Consider the following 18,245-nt stretch of genomic DNA (forward strand, 5'->3'; position numbering starts at 1 on the left):
GGGTGCCGGGCGCGGTTGAGGGGCATGTCCGGCGGGGCGCTGCTCAGCCCTGACCTCCGGGTGGGGTCCAGGGTGTGCGGGTGAGGGAAAAGTTTGGCGGGGCGCCCGGGAAGTCTTGTATGGTTCGTCGCGAATCATCCAGAGGGGTGGAGGGACCGGCCCTACGAAGCCCCGGCAACTCCCCGTTCGTCCCGGCGTCCGAAGTACGCGCCGTGCCGTCCGGGATCAGTGCCAACTCCGGCCTGTCGCCAACGTGGCGCGGGAAAGATGAGGAGACACGGTGCTCTCTGTGCTGTCCTTCGCCCGGGCGCTTCCCGCCCCGGCCCTTCCGCGTACCCGTCTCGTGTCCGGCGCAGGCAATCGGCCGCATCCGCAGGCCCGTCCTCGCTGACCACCCCGCTCCCCACCCCACCGGAGCGTCCGTGAGCCGGACCCACCCGCGGCCCACGGGATTCGAGACTGGAGTACCCGTCCATGGAGAACATGGAGAACACGAGCGGCGTCGGAGTGCTCGACAAGATCACCTCGATCCTCGGCACCCTGGAGGCCGGTCCGGCCACCCTGGCCGGACTCGTCGACGCCACCGGCCTGGCGCGGCCGACCGCCCACCGGATCGCCGTCGCACTGGAACACCACCGCCTGCTCGGCAGGGACGTGCAGGGCCGGTTCGTCCTCGGCCCGAGACTCGCCGAGCTCTCGGCGGCCGCCGGTGAGGACCACCTGCTGGCAGCGGCCGGCTCGGTCCTCACCCAGCTGCGCGACCTCACCGGCGAGACCGCCCAGCTCTACCGCCGGCAGGGCGACGTGCGGATCTGCGTTGCGGCGGCCGAGCGCCTCTTCGGGCTGCGCGACACCGTTCCGGTGGGCCTCGCCCTGCCGATGAAGGTCGGGTCGGCGGCCCAGGTCCTGCTCGCCTGGGAGGAGCCCGAGCGGCTCCACCGCGGCCTCCAGGGCGCCCGGTTCACCGCCACCGCGCTCAGCGGTGTGCGGCGTCGCGGCTGGGCCCAGTCCATCGGCGAACGCGAGCCCGGGGTGGCCTCGGTGTCCGCACCCGTGCGCGGCCCGTCCAACCGGGTGGTGGCGGCGGTGTCCGTCTCCGGTCCGATCGAACGGCTCACCCGCCACCCCGGCGCCCGGCTGTCCCAGGCCGTGGTCGAGGCGGCGGCCCGGCTCACCGAGGCCCTGCACCGAACCTGACCCCCCCTCCCCCCGGGCGCCTCCTACTCCTTCTCGTCCAGCAGAGCGGCGAACCGCGCCAGTGGGTCCCCGGTGAAGGGGCGCAGCGCGGGGGCGAGGAGGCGCGCGCCGGGGAACCGCAGGCCGCCGAGGAAGGCGAAGCGAGTGGTGCGGTCGGTCTCCGGGCGGGCCGCCATCCCGCCGAGCACCAGGCGGCTCTGCATCAGGCACCAGCCGGGTGCGAGGTCGATCCCGAACGTCGCCCGGAGCCGGGTGCGGCCCTGGATCCGGGCCTGGAGCGAAGTCGTCGGCAGCGAACCGGATGGTGCGGACCGGACGAGTCGCACCGTGCGGACGTCGGGGATCCAGAGCGGCATGGTCCGCTCCAGGTCCTGGGCGAGCGCCCAGACCCGCTCGAACGGCGCGTCGAGGACGGTCTCGCCGATCCGGGCCGCCCCGGGCGCGGTCGCGGCGATCACGTGCAGCCGCCGGACCGGGTCGAAGTCGGCGACGGGCCACTGCGGCATCGGGGTGTCGGTCACTGCTGCCACGCCTTTCGGAAGCTGAGTCGGGCCCGGGAGAGCCGGGACTTGACCGTCCCGGGCGCGACCGCGAGCAGCGCCGCGGTCTGTCGTTCGTCCAGCCCCTCCAGGTCGCGCATCAGCAGGACGGCGCGGTGCTCGGGGGAGAGCCGGGCAAGCACGTCGCGGATGTCCGCGGCGAGCTGGGGATCGCCGGGCGCGGGGACCTCGCCGAGTTCGGCCGGCCGCGAGCGTGCCGCCCGGTTGGCGTACCGGACCGCCTCCCGCACCGCGATGGCCCGGACCCAGCCGTACAGCGCTTCGGGGTCCTGGAGTTGGCGCAGTTTGCGGAAGACCACGATCAGCGCCTCCTGGGTCGCGTCGGCGCCGTCGTCCAGCGCGATCGGGCCGCAGAGCCGCCGGACGTACGGGGTGATCAGGTCCAGCAGTCGGCCGACCGCGAGTTGGTCGCCGCCCTGGGCGGTTCTCACCAGCTCGGCGAGGCCGGGCGGTGGCTCCTGCATGGTGCTGTCTCCGCTCTTTCCACTGCTGACGGTCGTCGGTCGTCGGTCGGCGCTCGGCGACCGGGTCCGGCGTCTGGGCGTCCGGGCGTCCGGGGTCCGTAGAGGGAGGACCCGGAGCGGAGAAACGTTCCCTGCCGACTTCGCCCGGGGGCAGTGTTCCTCGTCACAGGAACGGATCGTCCTGCGGGGTGCTCCTTCGGGTGTTCGAGCGTCCTGAGACCCCGTGAGGTGACGGCATGAAGTCGACGAAGATCAGCAACAGGGCCACCGCGGTCGGTGCGGTGCTGGCGGTGGACGGCCTGGTCCACCTCTACTGGGCCACCGGCCGGACCTGGCCGGTGGACGGCACCACCCGGCTCTCGCAGCTGGTGCTCAACACCCAGGTGCCCTTCACCCCGCAGGGGCTGGTGCCGCTCGCGGGGATGCTCTTCTCGGGCGCGACGCTGGTGCTGGTCCGGGGCGGTCGGCTGCCGGCCCTGGGTCGCCGGCTGCCCGCCCTGCTACCGCGCTGGGGGAGCCGGGCGGTGGCCTGCGGACTGCTCGCCCGCGGCGCGGTCGGACTGGTCTGGGTGACCGGCTCCTGGGCGGACCCGGGCGACACCTTCTACTGGCTCAACCTGCTGCTCTACACCCCGCTGTGCCTGGTGCTCGGCCGGGCGGCCCGGCAGGTCGCAGCCGCGGAGACGACGCCTGCGGGCACGGCGCCCACGGGCGGTTCGGTTTCGGGCGTGGCGCGGGCCTGAGCTTCCCGGCTCCGGCTCCGGCTCCGGCTCCGGACCTGGACCCGGACCCGGACCCGGACCGAGTCCGGGCCGAACCCGAACGGCGTCCCGCGGCTCCGCCCCGAGGAGGCAGGAGCCGCGGGACGCCGTCCGTCCGCCCGTACCGGCCGGGTCAGCGCCGCAGGTGCTGTACGGCGCGCGGGCCGGCGACGGGCGCCGCGGCGCGTGCGGCCTGTGCGCCCGGCGCGCCGGCGGCCGGGCTGCGCAGGGTGCCGGGCTGGAAGTGGCCGCTGTACACGTCGGTGGAGTTCAGCGGCTGGGCGTCGTTGGCGGTCACCATCACCGGACGGATCTGGCGGCCGTCGTTGATCAGCGACTGGTAGTCGCCGAGGAAGTGGCCCCCGGCGAAGGGCGCCTGGAGCCAGTCGAACACCGGCGAGATCTGGCGCTCGACCGGGCTCTCCTCGCCGCCGCGCGGGAAGCTGAGCAGCCAGGCGGCCGTGGGCAGCGTGGTGGTGTTGCCCGGGGTGAGGTAGCGCAGGTCGTAGTAGCTGACGGCGACGGTGCCGTTGGCGGTCACGCTGATGGACGGGGTGAACGCCGGGGCGCCCGGGGCCTGGTTGATCCGGGTCGGGCCGCTCCAGGTCCGGCCGCCGTCCGTGGAGTGCACCAGCTGGATCGCGTCGTACTGACCACCGGTGAACTCCGATCCCTCGTAGGCGAGATACAGCTCGCCGGTCTGCGGGTCGACGGCCACGCTCGGCAGCCCGGCGCCGGCCCGGAGGGACTTGGTGGCGTCGGCGGGCGCGTTCGGGTCGACCTCGGGGACGGAGGTGTCGGCGGCGACCCGGACCGGTTGGCTCCAGGTCCGTCCCTGATCCGTCGAGGTGACCATGCCGAAGTGCACGTCGCTGACGGTGGTGGCCGTCCCGTCGGTGAAGGTGATCGAGTCGAAGAAGTCGTACAGCGTGTCGGTCCGCGGGTCGACCACGATCTGGTTGCCGATGGTCTGGGTGTTGGGCGTCGTGCTGGTGACGACGAAGGGCTTCGCCGGGCTCCAGGTGCGGCCGTGGTCGCGGGTGATGGAGATGTAGCCCGGCCCGTCGAAGTAGGGCGCAGGGCTGCTGACCTGGTCGATCCGGTCCCAGACCTGGTAGGCGACGCCCGGGTGCACCGGGTCGGCGGTGACGGCGTTCTTGTCGTCGGTGATCGCCGGGTCGTTGTCGCTGATCAGCTCGGTGACGTGCTGCCAGCTGCGACCGCCATCGGTCGAGGTGGCGGCCGCCACCGAGTTGCGCGGCGTGGTGGCGTCGAAGACCAGGGCGCTGGCGTAGGCGGTGCCGTCGGGGCCGAAGCTCACCCAGCCGTCGGAGGCCCGCTGGTAGGCCAGCCCGCCCGGGGCGCAGTGGGTGAACGGCAGGGCGGTCTGGGTGAAGTGCACGCCGTCCGTGGTGTAGCTCGAACTCAGGCCCCGGGCACCGCCGTTGGACCAGCGGTCCTGCTGGTAGATGGTGATCGTGTCGGCCGGGTCCAGCGGGTTGGAGGCGGCGTACGGTTCGTCCTCGGCGGCCGGGTGGTTGGTGCCCGGGCCGTCCGCGGAGAGGTCGCAGGTGGCGTACGGATCGCCGGGCGAGATCAGGGCGAGCGGTGGGCGGGCCGCACTCGCGCCGTCCGTGCTGCCATCGGTCGTGCTCGCACCGGCCGGTGCGCCGCCCGCGACGGCGGCGAGGACGAGCGCTGCGGTCGCGGTGGCGAGCGACGCTCTGGTGCGGAACTGCATGGAGACCCCCATGGTCGTCGGCGGCAAACTGCCTGGTGTCCTGGGTGGCGCTGCGCTGTTCCGGTACCGAACTGGAGTTGATGTTCGGTCGGCCGCGCGAGTCTATCCAGGCACGGGAGTCTCACCAACGGTCGGGACACGCTTCTTACCGTTCCGACACCACCCGCGTGGCCGACCGGCCTCCGGTGCGACAACCCTCCCGTACGACCGGGCCTCCGGGTACGAGGAAACCGTCGGCCAGGGAGGCTTACCGTCCGCCCTCCCACAGCGCGCGCTCGACGGTCCGCAGGGCGGTGGCCGACTGCTCCCAGCCGTGCCACCAGAAGAGCCCGCCGTCCCGGCTCGCCTCGGCGGCCAGCGCCGTCAGGTGCGCCCACGGGCCGGCCGGGATGCCGAACTGCGTTCGCGCGGCCATGAGTTGAGCCGTCTCGGCGTCGACCGGCACCATGCCGACCAGCGGGAACGGTTCGTCGTCCGCCGTCCGCCCGGTGCCGTGGAGCATCGGGTGCAGGGTGATCGGGTCGAGCAGCAGGGCGAGGTCGGCGGCCGGTACCGGCTCCGGCCCGTCCCGCCAGCTGAGGCGCCGACCGCTCAACTCGGCCTTGGGGACGGCCAGTCCGTCGATCGTGACGCCGTCCTCCGTGATCCGGAGCTCCGCGCCGCCCGGCCGGGACGGCAGCCGCAGCCGGTAGCCCCCGTGCAGGCACGGCGGCACGTCGGGGAGCGCGCCGGCGAACGGGACGGTGACGCCGTCCACCTCGAAGCCCGTCGGCCCGAGCAGCACCGCCGCGGTGGCGGGCTCGCCGTTGACGGTGACGCCGACCCGCGGGCGCGGGACCGGGCCCCGGTCGTCCCGCGCCACGTCGACGCGCACGCCCTCGGAGGCGTACCCGCCGACCAGGTCGGCGAGCGTCGGGAGTTCCGGCAGCGGGTACTCGGTCAGGCACACGGGGCTGCCGCCGACGCTGCCGACCAGCCGACGCCGCCCGTCCCGGCCGAACTCCGTCCGCAGGTCGCCCCCGGCGCAGTCGTCCCCGGCGGCCCAGCGCAGCACGCCGCGCTCGTAGCGCGGGTCGGCGATCCGGCGGCCGTCGAGGTGGACCCGGTGTCGGGGCGGGTCGGTCGCGCGGCCCAGGACGTAGACGGAGAGTTCGCCGCCCGGCGTGCCGTACAGACCCGTCCACGGGTACAGCGCCCCCGCGAGGACGGAGTCCAGGTCCTGCCGGATCGTCGCCCAGCGCGCCGAGCGGCCGCTCAGCAGCCGGCGTGCCTCGGACTTGCGGGTGAGCAGGGTGCGCAGCCGCCGCACCGCCTCCGGCGCGGGCCGCTGGTGGACGCCCCGGGCGGCGGCCTGGAGGGCCAGGTCCTCGCGCCGGGCCAGCAGGGCGCGTTCGGCCGGGCCGAGCTCCGGCGGTGCCCAGTCCGCCACGGCGGCCGCGGGCTCCCGGACGTAGCGTTCGCGCAGTGCGCTGTCCTCGCCGAGGGCGAGGACGAAGCGGGCGCCGGGCGTGTCCTCCTGCCAGTGGAAGCCGGTCGGGATGCGGAAGTCGGCGAAGCCGTCGAGGGCGGCGAGTTCGCGCGGCCCGTAGTCGTCGATGACCCGCAGCGGGCCGTCGGGCGGGCGGACGGTCTGGCCGGGCTTGAGCAGGCCGAGGCGCCGGAGCACCTGCGGGTCGGCCGGGGCGGCGGCGGTGGGCGCCAGGTACCAGGTGGAGGCGCTGGTGACGGTGCGCTGCACGGCCGGGTCGCGCAGTTCGGCGACGGTGTGGCGGGCGGTGACGGGCTCCAGGCCGCGGTAGCGGGCGCCGATGTAGTTGACCACGGTGTGGTCCGGGCCGTAGGCCTCCTCCAGCCGGTCCAGCAGGACGGGCAGGTGCCGGTTGGTGAACCCGCCGCGCCGGTAGTCGAGTTCGCCGACGATGCCGACCTGCCAGAGCACCAGGTGCAGGCCCGGGTCGATCCGTCTGCCGCGGATCAGCAGGTCGGAGGCCTCGAAGGTCTGCATGCCGGGGGTGCTCGGGTCCACCCCCAGGTCGGCGCAGAGCACGTCCAGGGCGCTGATGCCCGGGCGCATCACGGCGCGGTGGCCCTCGCGGCGGGCGATCCGGAGGGCGCGGTGGCTGGAGAGCACGAAGACGCCCGGGTGGCCGTAGAAGACCGCCGCCACCCGCCGCCCCGCGCGGACGAAGTGGAGGATCGCTTCGGACATCTGGACGTACGTCAGGTACCGGTCCTTGGCGTCGTCGTAGAGCACCCCGAGGTCGTAGGCGTCCGGACGCCAGGCGTTGATCCGGACCACGGTGGCCGGGTCCGCCACGCAGTGGAAGACGTGGTCGGCCTCGCGGAGCAGGCGCTCGTCGGCCCGGGTGAACCCGGCGGCCTCGATGCCGGAGCCGAGGACGAGCAACTCGCCCTGTCGGTCGCCCGGTTCACCCGTGGGTGGACCCGCGGCGGCGAGCGCGCGGGTCAGTTCGGCCCACCGGGCCTCGTGCTCGCGGCGGGAGGGGAAGCGGTCGAAGGGGCGGGCGTAGCGGTGCACGGGCGGGATGCCGGCGGACTCCATTGCGGCGGTGCGGGCCTCAGAGCGTGTCCGCGGCGTCGACGAGGTCGACGATCGCCTGGGTGATCTGCGGCGGCAGCGGGTCCACCAGGACCGGCGGGTCGAGCTGGACGTACGTCTGGGCGATCTGCGGAGTGGGAGCCATCAGGATCGGCGCGTCGGACCCGGGGGTCGTCCGTCCGGTCTGCGCGGGCGCCACCAGCACCGCCGCGTCCGGCCCGAGCGCGTCCGGGCCCGGGGGGAGGCCCTGCTCGGCGTCTCCCGCCAGGGCGAGGTCGACGTCCACGTCGATGTCCATGACGTCGACGTCCAGCACGTCGACGGGCAGGCTGCCGGCGGTCAGCGCGATCACGGCGGTCACTCGTCCCCTCGGGGCCACGGGCTTGGGCGAGTTCATGCTACTGAACATGCGTTCGGTCGGACAGGGGTGCCGTGGCGCCGCAGGTCCCCGGGGCGCCCGCCGTCAGGCGACCGGCCCAGCTCCGCGAGCGCACGCCGGACCGGCCTGGTGAGCTGTGCCCGGGAGCCCGCCACCCGCCCGGCCTCCCGCCCCGCCCCCTGTTCCGCCGAAGGAGGAGCCGTGCCGGACCACCCGACGACGTCGTACCGCGACCTGCGCGCCCTGGTGATCAACTGCACCCTCAAGCGCTCCCCGGAACGCAGCCACACCCAGGGCCTGATCGACGTCTCCACCGGCATCCTCCAGCGCCAGGGCGTCCAGGTCGACGTCCTGCGCGCGGTCGACCTCGACATCGCCACCGGCGTCTGGCCGGACATGACCGAACACGGCTGGGAGACCGACGACTGGCCGGTCATCTACTCCCAGGTGATGGCCGCCGACATCCTCACCCTGGCCGGCCCGATCTGGCTCGGGGACAACTCCTCCGTGATGAAGAAGGTGATCGAGCGGTTGTACGCCCGCTCGTCCCTCCTCAACTCCGAGGGCCAGTACGCCTACTACGGGCGGGTCGGCGGCTGCCTGATCACCGGGAACGAGGACGGTGCCAAGCACTGTGCGATGAACGTCCTCTACAGCCTCCAGCACCTCGGCTACACCATCCCCCCGCAGGCCGACGCCGGCTGGGTCGGCGAGGCGGGCCCCGGCCCCTCCTACCTCGACGAGGGATCCGGCGGCCCGGAGAACGACTTCACCAACCGCAACGCCACCTTCATGACCTGGAACCAGCTCCACCTGGCCCGCATGCTCAAGGACGCCGGCGGCATCCCCGCCCACGGCAACCAGCGCTCCGAGTGGGACGCCGGCTGCCGCTTCGACTTCGAGAACCCCGAACACCGCTGAACCGCATGCCTCAGCGGGCCTGCGGGGCAGCTGTCATGACGGATGGTTGGTGACACCTCGCGGAGGCGCTGCTGCGGGGCGTTCCCGCCGAGGTCACCACCGTGTTCCGCCGGCGGCTCCTGGTACCGCAGCTTCGAGCACGACCGGGGCAACTCCGTGTCGCTGCCGGACACTCTGGACGCCTTCCTCCGCCTGGGCGCCTCCTGGTCGAGGCCGGCCGAGGCGCTGCACATCCACGTCAATACCGTGCACTACCGGATCCAGCGGATCGAAGACCTCACCGGCCGCAGCCTGCTCAAGCTGGAGGACCGGCTGGACCTGTGGGCGGCGCTGCGGTGCAGCTCGTAGGCGCCCCTCGGCGTCAGATCGCGCGGCGGTAGCTGCTGCCGTCCTTGGCCCGGCTCAACCGGCCGCTCTCGACCAGGTAGCGGCGCAGCGCCGGGAAGTCGTCGTGCACCGTGCGGATGGCCTCGTTGACCTCGACCTCGCGGTAGTCGCGGCCGGGCTCGAAGAGCGTCGCGGCGAGGTGGTCGAGCAACGGGTCGCGGCGGGCGGCCTTGCGAGGGATGACCTCCAGGCGCCCGTCACGGAACAGGGAGGCCACCTTGGGCGGGAGGGCACTGGTCACGGGGTCTCCTGACATCGGCGTCGTCGCGGGGAGGTTCGCATGCCGCCGAGTGCCCGCTCAACTGATTTACGGTCAGGATGGCTGCTGGCTGCGGGTGAACAGCAGGGCGACCAGCGCCCCGTCGGCCGTGCGGGCCTCGCGGCAGACGGCGTTCTCGGCGAAGGTCGGGAGAGCGGGCAGGCTGATGTTCGGGCTGATCTGGCGGGCCAGCCAGACGCGCTGTTGGCGGCCCGGTCCGGTCCGGTGCTCCATGGTGGCGGCGTCCCACAGCAGTCCGAGGTCGGCGCTGAGAGCCTGCCAGTGCGGTGCGGCCGCCACGAACTCGGCCTCGGCGATCCGCTCGGGCGGGCCCAGCTGGACGAGCAGCAGGACCACGAACGCCTCCTCCGCCCCGACTGCGGCGTTGTCAATGATCTCGGCGCCGATGTGCACCGGGTGCGAGCCCGACGGCAGGCCGGGCAAGGCCGCGTCACCGGCGTGGTGGTACTCCTCCGGCCGGTCCCAGGGGTCCTCGATGTACTCGTCGGCGAGCCGGCGCAGCAGCGTCTCCACGTCCATGGCCACAGATCATGCCAGGACGGGGCCGCACCCGTTCGGCCGCAGGGATGTCAAGGAAGCGCAGCTCCAGCAGTGGCCACACGACCCGGAACGGCAGTAGAGGGCTCTGCCCGGGTGGCGAAACCCGGGGATGAGTAGAGGCCGAGTGGCCCGCCCCCGGAAGCCGGGGACGGCCCACTCGTTGGGTCCGAGAAAGAAGCCGCGCCTCACGAAGCGCTCCTGGTCGCAGGACCGGCGTTGGCGCCGAGCCCGACCGCGGCGATGTAGGCCCGCTGGGGGTGGTCGGTGCCGTAGCAGCCGATGTCGGAGGTGAGGAACGTCCAGCCGTTGACGGGCGTGGGGCCCTGGTGGCGCTTGATGAGCTCCAGGCCTTCGGCCTTGGCGAGGTCCAGGACCTCACGGTCGGGCAGCCGGTCCCGGTCGTACGGGTGGACGCCCGACTCGGCGGTTCCGCCCGTGGCTCAGAGCCTGCCGGGCCCGGCCGCGCCGTACGCAGGCCCGAGGCGGGGCCCCGCCACGGGCCGCCGGTGGCCGGCGAACGGGTCAGCGGGTCGGTGATCCCTCACCTTCGGCGCGGGTGGTGAGGCGTCCGGCGGTGTCGAGGCGGGTGAGGCGGGCGTGTTCCTTCTCCGCCCACCGGCGGACCCGGTCCGGGTCGAGGGCGGTGCCGTGGCCGACGTGGAGGGCGGTGGGGTCGAGGGCGAGCATGCGGCGGAGGCTGGCGAGGTTCTGCCGGGGGTCGTCGTGGAAGGGCGGGTTGGCCGGCCTGCCGGGGATCAGGCCCATGAAGGAGCCCGCGATCAGGTCGCCGGCGACGAGGTCCCCGTCGTCGGTGAGGACGGAGACCGACCCGGCGGTGTGGCCCGGGGTGGGCATGATGCGCGCGGCCACGCCGTAGTCCTCCAGGCTCGTCTCGCCGCGGACGAGAACGCCGGGTTCGACCGGCTCGGCCTGGACGTGGAGGTTCTGGTTGCGGGCCATGAGGCGGCCCATCGGGCCGGTGGGCAGGTACGGTTCGCGGACCCGGCCGGAGCGGTACGGGCCGAGGTCCGCGATGTGGCCCGCGACGGGCGCGCCGGTGAGCCGGTGCAGTTCTGCGGCGGAGCCGAAGTGATCGATGTGGCCGTGGGTGAGGACGATCAGCGAGACGTCGGCGGGGTCGACGCCGTGGGCGGTGACCTGGTCGAGGATCCGACGGCCGCTCCCGGGGGTTCCGGCGTCGACGATGACGGGCCTGCGGCCGAGCAGCAGGTAGGCGTTGATGTTGTGCCGGCCCATGACCGGGACCGGGACGACCTTCGTACGGGACATGGTTCTCCTCGCGGGGTGGGGGTGTCCGGCTAGAAACGGCGGCGGTACTCGGCCGGGGTGGTGCCCAGCCGCCGCCGGAAGACGCGGTGCAGCGTCTCCACGGAGCCGAGGCCGCTGAGGGCCGCGACCTCGGGCAGGCTGCGGTCGCTCTCCTCCAGCAGCCGCCGGGCGGCCTCCAGCCTGGCCGCCTCGACGTAGGCGGCCGGTGTGGTGGAGGTGCGCTGCTGGAACAGCCGGGTGAAGTGGCGCACGCTCAGGTGCGCCCGGGCCGCCAGGGCTTCGAGGGAGAGGTGCTCGGTGAGGTGTTCGGCGATCCACATCCGCAGTTCGTCGATCCGGTCGTCCTCGGAGCCCTGGACGGACAGCGGCACGCTGAACTGGCTCTGTCCACCGGAACGTTTGACGTACATCACCATCATCCGGGCGGTCGCGAGCGCGACGTCCTGGCCGTGGTCCTCGGCGACCATGGCCAGCGCCATGTCCATCCCTGAGGTGACGCCGGCGCAGGTCCAGACCTGTCCGTCCCGGATGAAGATCGGGTCCGGGTCGACCCGGACCCGGGGGTGCTCGGCGGCCAGCCGGGCCGCGGTGAGCCAGTGCGTGGTGGCGGGCCGGCCGTCGAGCAGCCCGGCCGCGGCCAGCAGGTGCGCTCCCGCACAGACCGAGCCGACCCGACGGGCGCGGGAGGCCGTACGGCGCAGCCACTCGGTGACCTCGGGATCGACCACCGGCTCCACGCCGCCGTCGACGATCTCGATCGCCCCCGCCACCAGCAGGGTGTCGATCGGGCCGGCCACGTCGTCGAGGGCCAGGTCGGCCATCAGCCGGACGCCGCCGGAGGTCGCCGCCGGGCCGCCGTCCGCCGTGGCGATCCGCACGAGGTAGCCGGGCCGGTCGGCTCCGGCGACCCGGGTGGCGACGGAGAACACTTCGGCCGGGCCGGTGATGTCCAGCAGCTCGATACCGGGGAAGGCGGCGATCACGACGCGGTGCGGCGGGGGCATGCCCTGATCATTCCGTCGGGCCGGACATGGCCGCAATGACCAGGATCTGTCACATCCGGCCATCGAGGGGGCGGTCGGCAGGTCTGGCGAGGGCGGCAGGTGTGGCCGGGGCGGCAGGTGTGGCGCGGGGTGGCAGGTCTTTCCAGGGGTCGGCGCCGTGGGCCGGGTCGACGGGAATTACCAGGACCGGGGCCGGGGCAGCGAGAATACGGCCGGTGCGAATCGAGTCGGAAAGGAACGAGATGAGCGGAATCCCGGTGGAGATCGACACCCCGGACATCCTGGTCGAGCTGGACGTGCTCCAGAGGAACATCGAGCGCATGGCGGCCGCCCTGTCCGCCAAGGGCCTGCGGCTGCGCCCCCACGCGAAGACCCACAAGATGCCCGAGGTCGCCGCGCGGCAGCTCGCGGCGGGCGCCGTCGGACTGACGGTGGCGACCATCGGGGAGGCCGAGGTCTTCGCCGAGCACGGCGCGACCGATCTCTTCATCGCCTATCCGCTCTGGATCGGGCCCCGCCAGGCGGAGCGGCTGCGCCGGCTCACCACCCGGGCCAGGATCGCGATCGGCACGGACTCCGTCGAAGCGGCCGAGGCGGCGGGCCGTCAGCTCGGGGCCGCGGCCGGTGACATCGAGGTCCTGGTGGAGATCGACAGCGGCCACCACCGCAGCGGCGTCCGTCCGGCCCGGGCGGTGGAGGTCGCGGACGCGGCGGCCCGTGCCGGGCTCCGGGTCGGGGGAGTGTTCACCTTCCCGGGACACGGCTACGCGCCCGACATGCCCGAACGGGCGGCCGCGGAGGAGGAGAAGGCCCTCGGCGAGGCCGTCGGGGCGCTCAACGCCGCGGGCTTCGAGGTGACGCGGGTGAGCGGTGGCTCCACCCCCACCGCGGAGCTGACCGGGAGCTCGGCGATCACCGAGGCGCGGCCGGGCGTCTACGTGTTCGGCGACGCGCAGCAGCTGGAACTCGGCCGGTGCTCCACGGCGGACATCGCGCTGACGGTCGCGGCCACCGTCGTCAGCCGTCACGAGGGGGACGACACCACGCCCCGGCGGGTCGTCCTCGACGCGGGCAGCAAGATCCTCGGCGGCGACCGGCCCGCGTGGGCGACGGGCTTCGGCCGGCTCATGGACCACCCCGGAGCCCGCATCACGGCGCTCTCCGAGCACCATGCCACCGTGGTCTGGCCCGCCGACAGCGACCTTCCCGGGCTCGGCGAACGGCTGCGCGTGATCCCCAACCACGTCTGTGTGGCGGTGAACCTGGTCGACGACGTCGCCGTGGTCAGCGGCGGCGAGCTCGTCGGCCGTTGGCGTGTGGCCGCACGCGGCAGGAACGCCTGACGCGGCCGCAGCGGTGGGCCGCTACGCCCCGGGGGCCCGGCAGGGATCCACGGTCCCCTCGCCGAGGCCGTCGGCCGGGCGGGCGCGGGTGGGGCACGGGGGAGGAGCGGCCCCGGCCGGCAGGAGGGTCGGAGGTCAGCGCTGGGTGCGGCGGAAGGTGCCGGGGGGTCGGCCGGTTTCGCGGGTGAAGAACTTGCCGAAGTTGGTGGGTTCGGTGAAGCCGAGGATGCGGCCGATCGCGGCGACGGGCAGGTCGGTGTGGGCGAGGAGGCGTTGTGCCTGGAGGGCGACGCGGGCGTCGACGAGCTGCTTGGCGGTGCGGCCGGTGGCGGCCAGGCAGGCGCGGGTGAGGGTGCGGGGGGAGTAGCCGAGGCGCGCGGCGTAGTCCTCGACGGAGCGGGTGGTGGCGAAGGAGCGCTCCAGTTCGCGGCGGAAGGCGAAGTGGAGCTCGTTGCCGCGGGCGGGGTGCGGGGCCGGGTCGGGGAGGCGGGCGATGCGGATGAGGAGCGCGCCGAGGAGCTGGCGCAGGAGGGCGCCCGTCAGCTCGGCGGTGGCGCCGCGGGCGGTTTGGAGCGTCGCGTACTCCGCGGCCAGTTCGGTGGTGGCGCGGTCGAAGGCGGCGTGGTCGCCGGGTGACAGGTGCCATGCGACGGGCCCGAACCCGTCGAGTGCGGAGCGGGCCGAGGGCAGGAGCGGCGGGAAGTCGGCGGTGAAGAGGACCAGTACGGCGTCGAGCTCCGCCGGGTGGCCGCCGGGACCGTGGGGCAGTCGCTGGACCTGGCCCGGCCGGAGGTGCAGCAGGGTGCCGGAGGCGCAGGGGTGGGTGACGAAATCGACCATCGCGGTGCCTTCGCCGCCCCGCACGAGGAGCAGCTGGTGGAAGTCGAGGCGGCTCGGCCGACGGGCCACCGAGCTCTTCAGCCGGGATCTCAGGGCGTCGAAGGTCAGCACCTCGATGCCGGTGTGCAGTCGGTCCGGGTTGTCGTAGGCGATGTCGACGACGTCGTGCTGTCCAGTTTCGACCATCACGAGTCCCGACCCTACCTCGCCCGCGGGGCGGCCGCGGCGGGATCGTGGAGTCACGGCGGCAGCGCGCCGCCGCCACCGTCAACTCTTCGAGAAGTGAGGCCCGTTCACCATGTCCACCTTCGTCATCACCGACCCCGCGCAGCTGCCCGTCGCCTTCGAGGACGCCCTGAACGCCGGGGACGTCGACGCCGTCCTGGCCCTGTTCGCGCCCGGTGCGGCCATGCGCACGGTCTCCGGCGATCTCATCACCGGTCCCGGGGCGCTGCGCGCCGAGATCAGTGGGACGGTCGCCGCCCGCGGCCGGCTCACGAACGTCCAGCGGCACACGCTCGTCGGTGCGGGCACCGCACTGCTGGTCACCGACTGGACCATGGAGATCGACACCCCGGCCGGCGAGCGCGTCGCGCCGACCGGCACCACCGCCAACATCGCCCGTCAGGACCCCTCCGACGGCAGCTGGCGCTTCGCCCTCCTCAACCCGCTCGGTACCGCCTGAGCCGGTCGGTCGGTCGGCCGACCGGTCGGCGGTCGGCGGGTGGCGGGTGGCCGGGTCACGGTGGCGTGATCCGGCCACCCGCCCGGGCTCAGGCCCGGTAGCGGCCGGGAGCGGTCGTCGGCGGGGTGTCCAGCACCCGGAAGGAGATGCCCGCCGCGATCAGCCGGTCGATCAGCGGTCGTCCCATCGCCACCGCCGTGGTCAACTGCCCCGCCAGGGGCGGCAGATCGTCGTACGCCAGGCAGAGCGCCGACTCCGCGAGCATCTTCGCCGTCTCCTGGTAGCCGGGGTCGCCCCCGGACACCTCGGTGAAAACCGTCCGCCCGTCGTGTGCCCGTGCCGCGAACCGGACGGCGAACCAGGACCGTGCCCGCTGCTCCGCGCTCGGGCCGTCGCCGGGCTTGCGCAGCCGCCCCAGGGCCCGGCGCAGCAGCGGGAGTTGGGCGGCGACGGCGAGTGCCGTGACGGCGGCGACACCGCCGAGGGCGATCGGCAGCCGGCGCACCGCCGCGTAGTGCGCGTAGCCGAAGTCCGGGCCGTACTCGTCCAGCGCGGCGGCCGAACGGGACACCACCTGCGGGTCGATGGTGGGCAAGGGCAGCGCCCAGGCGCGGGCCGCCCGCGACCGGTGCGGGCGTCCGGCCGGGGTGCGGACCAGCCGTCCCTTCGGCCGGGGCTCCACCGCGCGGCGCGCCCGGGCGGCCCGGGCCATCGCCCGCGGCCGGGAGAAGGCCGTCATCGCCGAGGCGAAGGTGCCGCCGGAGACGGTGCCGCCGGCGCGGACGAAGCCCTCGACCGAGATCCGCGCCGCCGGGCCGCCGCGGCGCAGCAACTCCTCGACGGTGAACAGCACGCCGAGGTCGTGCGGCACCGAGTCGAAGCCGCAGGCGTGCACCAGCCGCGCACCGGTGGCCAGTGCCCGCTCGTGGTGCCGCAGATACATCCGGTCGACGAACTCCGGCTCGCCGGTGAGGTCCACGTAGTCGGTGCCGCTGTCCGCGCAGGCCGCCACCAGGGGCTCACCGTGCCGCAGGTACGGGCCGACCGTGGAGATCACCACCCGGGTGTCGGCGGCCACGGCGCGCAGCGCCTCGCGGTCGGCGGCGTCCGCGACCAAGAGGGGGAGTTCGGCGCAGCGCGGGTCGATCCGCGCCAGCTTCGCCCGGACCGCGGCGAGCCTGCCCTCGTCCCGTCCCGCGAGGGCCCAGCGGCACCCCTCGGGCGCGGCCCGGGCCAGGTACTCGGCGGTGAGTCCGCCGGTGAAGCCGGTGGCACCGAACAGGACGAGGTCGTACGGGCGGGGCTCGGCCATCAACGGTCCCTACTTGCGGGTAATCGAGTGCGCCACGCTAGGAGCCCGTGGTGGCACTGTCAACGATTCCGGCCGGACGTGCCGCCCGCGACGGACGGCCCGCCAGTCGGCTTGGCCCAAGGTCGCCGGGCGCAGTCGAGTTGGCGTCACAGTATCGGCCGGAAGCCTGGACGGGCCCCGGCGAACCGCCCATGATGCGCGACAGGTGCAGACCTTTTCCAGGAGGGGATGACCGTGCGCTTCACCAAGAGGCTCGCCGCCACTGCGGCGGGATTGTTCCTCACCGCGGCCATGACCGTGGCGGGAGCCGCCTCCCCCGGCTACGCCGGCGCGCCGACGGCACCGCCCGCCGACCAGGCGCGCGCGACCGCGCAGCCCGCCGGGCTGACGCGCCCGGCGACCCCGCCGAACTCGGCGTGCGGGGGAGCGGGCGACTACGGCTGGTTCGGGGTCGCGCCCGGCAGCCCCGCCAACGGCGGGGTGGCCGGTAACCTTTGGGTCGACGCCCAGAACTCGGCGCAGAACACGCCGCTGTGGCTGTGGACGGGGAACGGGAGCAATGCCCAGCAGTGGTGCATGGCGCCGGCCGGCGGTTCCGGCTTCGCCCAGATGTTCTGGATCTTCGCCCAGTACAGTACGACCACCGACTGCATGGACGTCGACAACGGCGACAACAACGGCTACGCGCCCGGCACCAGGGTCCACGCCTACCCGTGCTTCGGATCGCCGGGGGGCGGCCGGTACACAAACCAGCTGTGGTACGTGTGCGAACGCGACCAGCCTGGAACCTTCAGCCTGGAACCGGCGTTCGCGGCGCTCTCCTCCGAGTGGCTGGACGTGTGGGGAGGCCCCGGCCCGAAGGCGTTCGTGCAGGGCAACCCGCTCCAGATCTGGCCGGGCAATGGCGCCGACAACCAGAGGTTCACGGCGTTCACCTCGCCCGGCAGCTACTGGAGCCCCGTGCCGTACTCCTCCGGGGTCCCCGGCTGCTGACCGGCATGATGGCCGTGATCATGATGGGGGTGTCATGGCGCTGTTCCCGCCGAAGTGCCCGGTCGGGCCGGACGAACGGACGTGGATCGAGGAGTCGATGGCCTGGCTGGCGGCCGAGTTCGGCCGTGGCGTGCTGGACCGTGCGCCGGTGCTGCCGACCGCCGAGTACTTCCCGGGGCAGTACCGGGGCTCGGAGGAGGACATCCGGGCCGTGATCGCCCGGATCTGCGGATACCTGGACGTGGCGCCCGACCGGCTGACGATCGAGATCCAGCCGGACGACGGTGAGGACGCCATGGTCGCGGACCTCCGGCTCGCCCGGAGGTCCCGCCACGCGGCCGGGCACTACCGGCGCGAGAACGGGCGGCCGGTGATCGCGATCGACCAGCGCCAGGCCGCTCGTCCGGTCGCGCTGGTCGCCACCGTCGCCCATGAGCTGGGGCACGTCCGCCTCCTCGACGAGCAGCGCATTCTCCCGGCCGACCGGCGCGACCAGGAACCGCTCACCGACCTGCTCACGGTCCACTTCGGCCTCGGCATCCCCACCGCCAACTCCGCCTTCAACTTCCGCCAGGACGGCCGGGGTCGGGCGTACTCGCGGCTCGGCTACCTGAGTGAGCGGATGCTCGGCTACGCCCTGGCCTGCTACGCCCACCGGCGCGGCGAGGTCAAGCCCGCTTGGGCCCGCCACCTCACCACCAACCCACGGGCGTACCTCAAGCAGGGCCTCCGCTACCTGGACCGGAATCCGCCGGGCGCGTGACCTCACGGGCGCGGGACGGCGGTGTCAGAACCCGGTGAGGCTCGTCCTCCCGACGGCGGTGCCGGATTCCTGGAGCCGGTGTGCCGCACGGGGGTCGGCGGCGTTGACGGGACCGGGGCCGCGGACGGCGGTGGGGCGCAGGACACCGGCGTCCACCAGGTGTGCCATCCGGGTGAGGATTGTGGCGCTGCCCGGCCCGGCCGGGGACGGGGCGCTCCTTCAGGC

The 18,245-nt window shown here is 73.9% G+C and carries 20 protein-coding genes and 1 riboswitch; of the genes, 8 read left to right on the plus strand and 12 right to left on the minus strand.

Annotated elements, in window-relative coordinates; genetic code table 11:
- Positions 1 to 131 precede the first annotated feature (131 nt).
- Positions 132 to 274: riboswitch (SAM riboswitch) on the plus strand.
- A gap of 209 nt (positions 275 to 483) precedes the next feature.
- Positions 484 to 1,197, plus strand: a complete 714-nt coding sequence (locus tag ACIRVF_RS04250) for an IclR family transcriptional regulator (protein WP_402813431.1) — start codon at positions 484 to 486, stop codon at positions 1,195 to 1,197.
- Positions 1,198 to 1,220: 23 nt separating this feature from the next.
- On the opposite strand, the gene ACIRVF_RS04255 is transcribed toward ACIRVF_RS04250, so the two are convergent.
- Together ACIRVF_RS04255 and ACIRVF_RS04260 are read right to left on the minus strand one after the other, a co-directional pair.
- Complete coding sequence (locus tag ACIRVF_RS04255; RefSeq protein ID WP_402813434.1) at positions 1,221 to 1,718, minus strand: hypothetical protein; 498 nt, start codon at positions 1,716 to 1,718, stop codon at positions 1,221 to 1,223.
- Positions 1,715 to 2,221, minus strand: a complete 507-nt coding sequence (locus ACIRVF_RS04260; RefSeq protein WP_402813437.1) for an RNA polymerase sigma factor — start codon at positions 2,219 to 2,221, stop codon at positions 1,715 to 1,717. Before ACIRVF_RS04260 ends, ACIRVF_RS04255 begins: the two co-directional genes overlap by 4 nt.
- Before the next feature lie 236 nt (positions 2,222 to 2,457).
- On the opposite strand from ACIRVF_RS04260, the gene ACIRVF_RS04265 reads away from it, so the two are divergent.
- Positions 2,458 to 2,964 carry a DUF3995 domain-containing protein gene (locus ACIRVF_RS04265; protein WP_402813439.1) on the plus strand — a complete coding sequence of 169 codons (507 nt, stop codon included), beginning with the start codon at positions 2,458 to 2,460 and terminating at the stop codon, positions 2,962 to 2,964.
- A 151-nt stretch (positions 2,965 to 3,115) separates the two neighbouring features.
- Here ACIRVF_RS04265 and ACIRVF_RS04270 read toward each other — a convergent pair whose 3' ends face one another.
- The 3 genes from ACIRVF_RS04270 to ACIRVF_RS04280 form a co-directional block, all read right to left on the minus strand.
- Positions 3,116 to 4,723, minus strand: a complete 1,608-nt coding sequence (locus tag ACIRVF_RS04270) for a neuraminidase (sialidase) (protein ID WP_402813442.1) — start codon at positions 4,721 to 4,723, stop codon at positions 3,116 to 3,118.
- Positions 4,724 to 4,970: 247 nt separating this feature from the next.
- The gene (locus ACIRVF_RS04275; RefSeq protein ID WP_402813444.1) at positions 4,971 to 7,286 is read right to left on the minus strand and encodes an SAM-dependent methyltransferase; all 2,316 of its coding nucleotides are present in this window, start codon (positions 7,284 to 7,286) and stop codon (positions 4,971 to 4,973) included.
- A 16-nt stretch (positions 7,287 to 7,302) separates the two neighbouring features.
- Positions 7,303 to 7,644, minus strand: a complete 342-nt coding sequence (locus ACIRVF_RS04280; RefSeq protein WP_402813447.1) for a hypothetical protein — start codon at positions 7,642 to 7,644, stop codon at positions 7,303 to 7,305.
- A 219-nt stretch (positions 7,645 to 7,863) separates the two neighbouring features.
- On the opposite strand from ACIRVF_RS04280, the gene ACIRVF_RS04285 reads away from it, so the two are divergent.
- Together ACIRVF_RS04285 and ACIRVF_RS04290 are read left to right on the plus strand one after the other, a co-directional pair.
- Entirely contained in the window at positions 7,864 to 8,583 is a 720-nt protein-coding gene (locus ACIRVF_RS04285; protein WP_402813450.1) for a flavodoxin family protein, read from the plus strand.
- A gap of 156 nt (positions 8,584 to 8,739) precedes the next feature.
- Complete coding sequence (locus ACIRVF_RS04290) at positions 8,740 to 8,931, plus strand: helix-turn-helix domain-containing protein (protein WP_402813453.1); 192 nt, start codon at positions 8,740 to 8,742, stop codon at positions 8,929 to 8,931.
- 13 nt (positions 8,932 to 8,944) lie between these two features.
- Here the strand turns inward: ACIRVF_RS04290 and ACIRVF_RS04295 are convergent, their stop codons facing one another.
- The 4 genes from ACIRVF_RS04295 to ACIRVF_RS04310 all read right to left on the minus strand — a co-directional run bounded on the left by ACIRVF_RS04295 (position 8,945) and on the right by ACIRVF_RS04310 (position 12,084).
- Entirely contained in the window at positions 8,945 to 9,211 is a 267-nt protein-coding gene (locus ACIRVF_RS04295; RefSeq protein ID WP_402813456.1) for a DUF2087 domain-containing protein, read from the minus strand.
- A 72-nt stretch (positions 9,212 to 9,283) separates the two neighbouring features.
- Positions 9,284 to 9,769, minus strand: coding sequence for a hypothetical protein (locus tag ACIRVF_RS04300; protein WP_402813459.1), 486 nt, complete (start codon positions 9,767 to 9,769; stop codon positions 9,284 to 9,286).
- Between the two features lie 543 nt (positions 9,770 to 10,312).
- Positions 10,313 to 11,080, minus strand: a complete 768-nt coding sequence (locus ACIRVF_RS04305; protein ID WP_402813462.1) for an MBL fold metallo-hydrolase — start codon at positions 11,078 to 11,080, stop codon at positions 10,313 to 10,315.
- 29 nt (positions 11,081 to 11,109) lie between these two features.
- The gene (locus ACIRVF_RS04310; protein ID WP_402813465.1) at positions 11,110 to 12,084 is read right to left on the minus strand and encodes a GlxA family transcriptional regulator; all 975 of its coding nucleotides are present in this window, start codon (positions 12,082 to 12,084) and stop codon (positions 11,110 to 11,112) included.
- A gap of 242 nt (positions 12,085 to 12,326) precedes the next feature.
- Here ACIRVF_RS04310 and ACIRVF_RS04315 point away from each other — a divergent pair, with 242 nt between their 5' ends.
- Entirely contained in the window at positions 12,327 to 13,427 is a 1,101-nt protein-coding gene (locus tag ACIRVF_RS04315; protein ID WP_402813466.1) for an alanine racemase, read from the plus strand.
- A gap of 135 nt (positions 13,428 to 13,562) precedes the next feature.
- Here ACIRVF_RS04315 and ACIRVF_RS04320 read toward each other — a convergent pair whose 3' ends face one another.
- Entirely contained in the window at positions 13,563 to 14,453 is an 891-nt protein-coding gene (locus tag ACIRVF_RS04320; protein ID WP_402814607.1) for a helix-turn-helix domain-containing protein, read from the minus strand.
- Between the two features lie 112 nt (positions 14,454 to 14,565).
- On the opposite strand from ACIRVF_RS04320, the gene ACIRVF_RS04325 reads away from it, so the two are divergent.
- Entirely contained in the window at positions 14,566 to 14,952 is a 387-nt protein-coding gene (locus ACIRVF_RS04325; RefSeq protein ID WP_402813469.1) for a YybH family protein, read from the plus strand.
- A gap of 88 nt (positions 14,953 to 15,040) precedes the next feature.
- Here ACIRVF_RS04325 and ACIRVF_RS04330 read toward each other — a convergent pair whose 3' ends face one another.
- Positions 15,041 to 16,264, minus strand: coding sequence for a saccharopine dehydrogenase family protein (locus ACIRVF_RS04330; RefSeq protein ID WP_402813472.1), 1,224 nt, complete (start codon positions 16,262 to 16,264; stop codon positions 15,041 to 15,043).
- 228 nt (positions 16,265 to 16,492) lie between these two features.
- Here ACIRVF_RS04330 and ACIRVF_RS04335 point away from each other — a divergent pair, with 228 nt between their 5' ends.
- A complete protein-coding gene (locus ACIRVF_RS04335) occupies positions 16,493 to 17,257 on the plus strand; it encodes an RICIN domain-containing protein (protein ID WP_402813475.1) in 765 nt (254 codons plus the stop codon).
- Between the two features lie 34 nt (positions 17,258 to 17,291).
- Positions 17,292 to 18,020, plus strand: coding sequence for a hypothetical protein (locus ACIRVF_RS04340; RefSeq protein WP_402813478.1), 729 nt, complete (start codon positions 17,292 to 17,294; stop codon positions 18,018 to 18,020).
- Between the two features lie 24 nt (positions 18,021 to 18,044).
- Here ACIRVF_RS04340 and ACIRVF_RS04345 read toward each other — a convergent pair whose 3' ends face one another.
- A complete protein-coding gene (locus ACIRVF_RS04345; protein WP_402813481.1) occupies positions 18,045 to 18,188 on the minus strand; it encodes a hypothetical protein in 144 nt (47 codons plus the stop codon).
- Positions 18,189 to 18,245 lie beyond the last annotated feature (57 nt).

Origin of the sequence: Kitasatospora sp. NPDC101157, assembly GCF_044768255.1 — a bacterium.
Classification (GTDB): domain Bacteria; phylum Actinomycetota; class Actinomycetes; order Streptomycetales; family Streptomycetaceae; genus Kitasatospora.

What these genes read in the sequence shown, in the direction of transcription:
- ACIRVF_RS04250 (WP_402813431.1), top strand. Translation starts at nt 484, where the DNA reads ATGGAGAACACGAGCGGCGTCGGAGTGCTCGACAAGATCACCTCGATC.
- ACIRVF_RS04260 (WP_402813437.1), bottom strand. Translation starts at nt 2,221, where the DNA reads ATGCAGGAGCCACCGCCCGGCCTCGCCGAGCTGGTGAGAACCGCCCAG.
- ACIRVF_RS04265 (WP_402813439.1), top strand. Translation starts at nt 2,458, where the DNA reads ATGAAGTCGACGAAGATCAGCAACAGGGCCACCGCGGTCGGTGCGGTG.
- ACIRVF_RS04270 (WP_402813442.1), bottom strand. Translation starts at nt 4,723, where the DNA reads ATGCAGTTCCGCACCAGAGCGTCGCTCGCCACCGCGACCGCAGCGCTC.
- ACIRVF_RS04275 (WP_402813444.1), bottom strand. Translation starts at nt 7,286, where the DNA reads ATGGAGTCCGCCGGCATCCCGCCCGTGCACCGCTACGCCCGCCCCTTC.
- ACIRVF_RS04300 (WP_402813459.1), bottom strand. Translation starts at nt 9,769, where the DNA reads ATGGACGTGGAGACGCTGCTGCGCCGGCTCGCCGACGAGTACATCGAG.
- ACIRVF_RS04305 (WP_402813462.1), bottom strand. Translation starts at nt 11,080, where the DNA reads ATGTCCCGTACGAAGGTCGTCCCGGTCCCGGTCATGGGCCGGCACAAC.
- ACIRVF_RS04310 (WP_402813465.1), bottom strand. Translation starts at nt 12,084, where the DNA reads ATGCCCCCGCCGCACCGCGTCGTGATCGCCGCCTTCCCCGGTATCGAG.
- ACIRVF_RS04315 (WP_402813466.1), top strand. Translation starts at nt 12,327, where the DNA reads ATGAGCGGAATCCCGGTGGAGATCGACACCCCGGACATCCTGGTCGAG.
- ACIRVF_RS04320 (WP_402814607.1), bottom strand. Translation starts at nt 14,453, where the DNA reads ATGGTCGAAACTGGACAGCACGACGTCGTCGACATCGCCTACGACAAC.
- ACIRVF_RS04325 (WP_402813469.1), top strand. Translation starts at nt 14,566, where the DNA reads ATGTCCACCTTCGTCATCACCGACCCCGCGCAGCTGCCCGTCGCCTTC.
- ACIRVF_RS04330 (WP_402813472.1), bottom strand. Translation starts at nt 16,264, where the DNA reads ATGGCCGAGCCCCGCCCGTACGACCTCGTCCTGTTCGGTGCCACCGGC.
- ACIRVF_RS04335 (WP_402813475.1), top strand. Translation starts at nt 16,493, where the DNA reads ATGACCGTGCGCTTCACCAAGAGGCTCGCCGCCACTGCGGCGGGATTG.
- ACIRVF_RS04340 (WP_402813478.1), top strand. Translation starts at nt 17,292, where the DNA reads ATGGCGCTGTTCCCGCCGAAGTGCCCGGTCGGGCCGGACGAACGGACG.
- ACIRVF_RS04345 (WP_402813481.1), bottom strand. Translation starts at nt 18,188, where the DNA reads ATGGCACACCTGGTGGACGCCGGTGTCCTGCGCCCCACCGCCGTCCGC.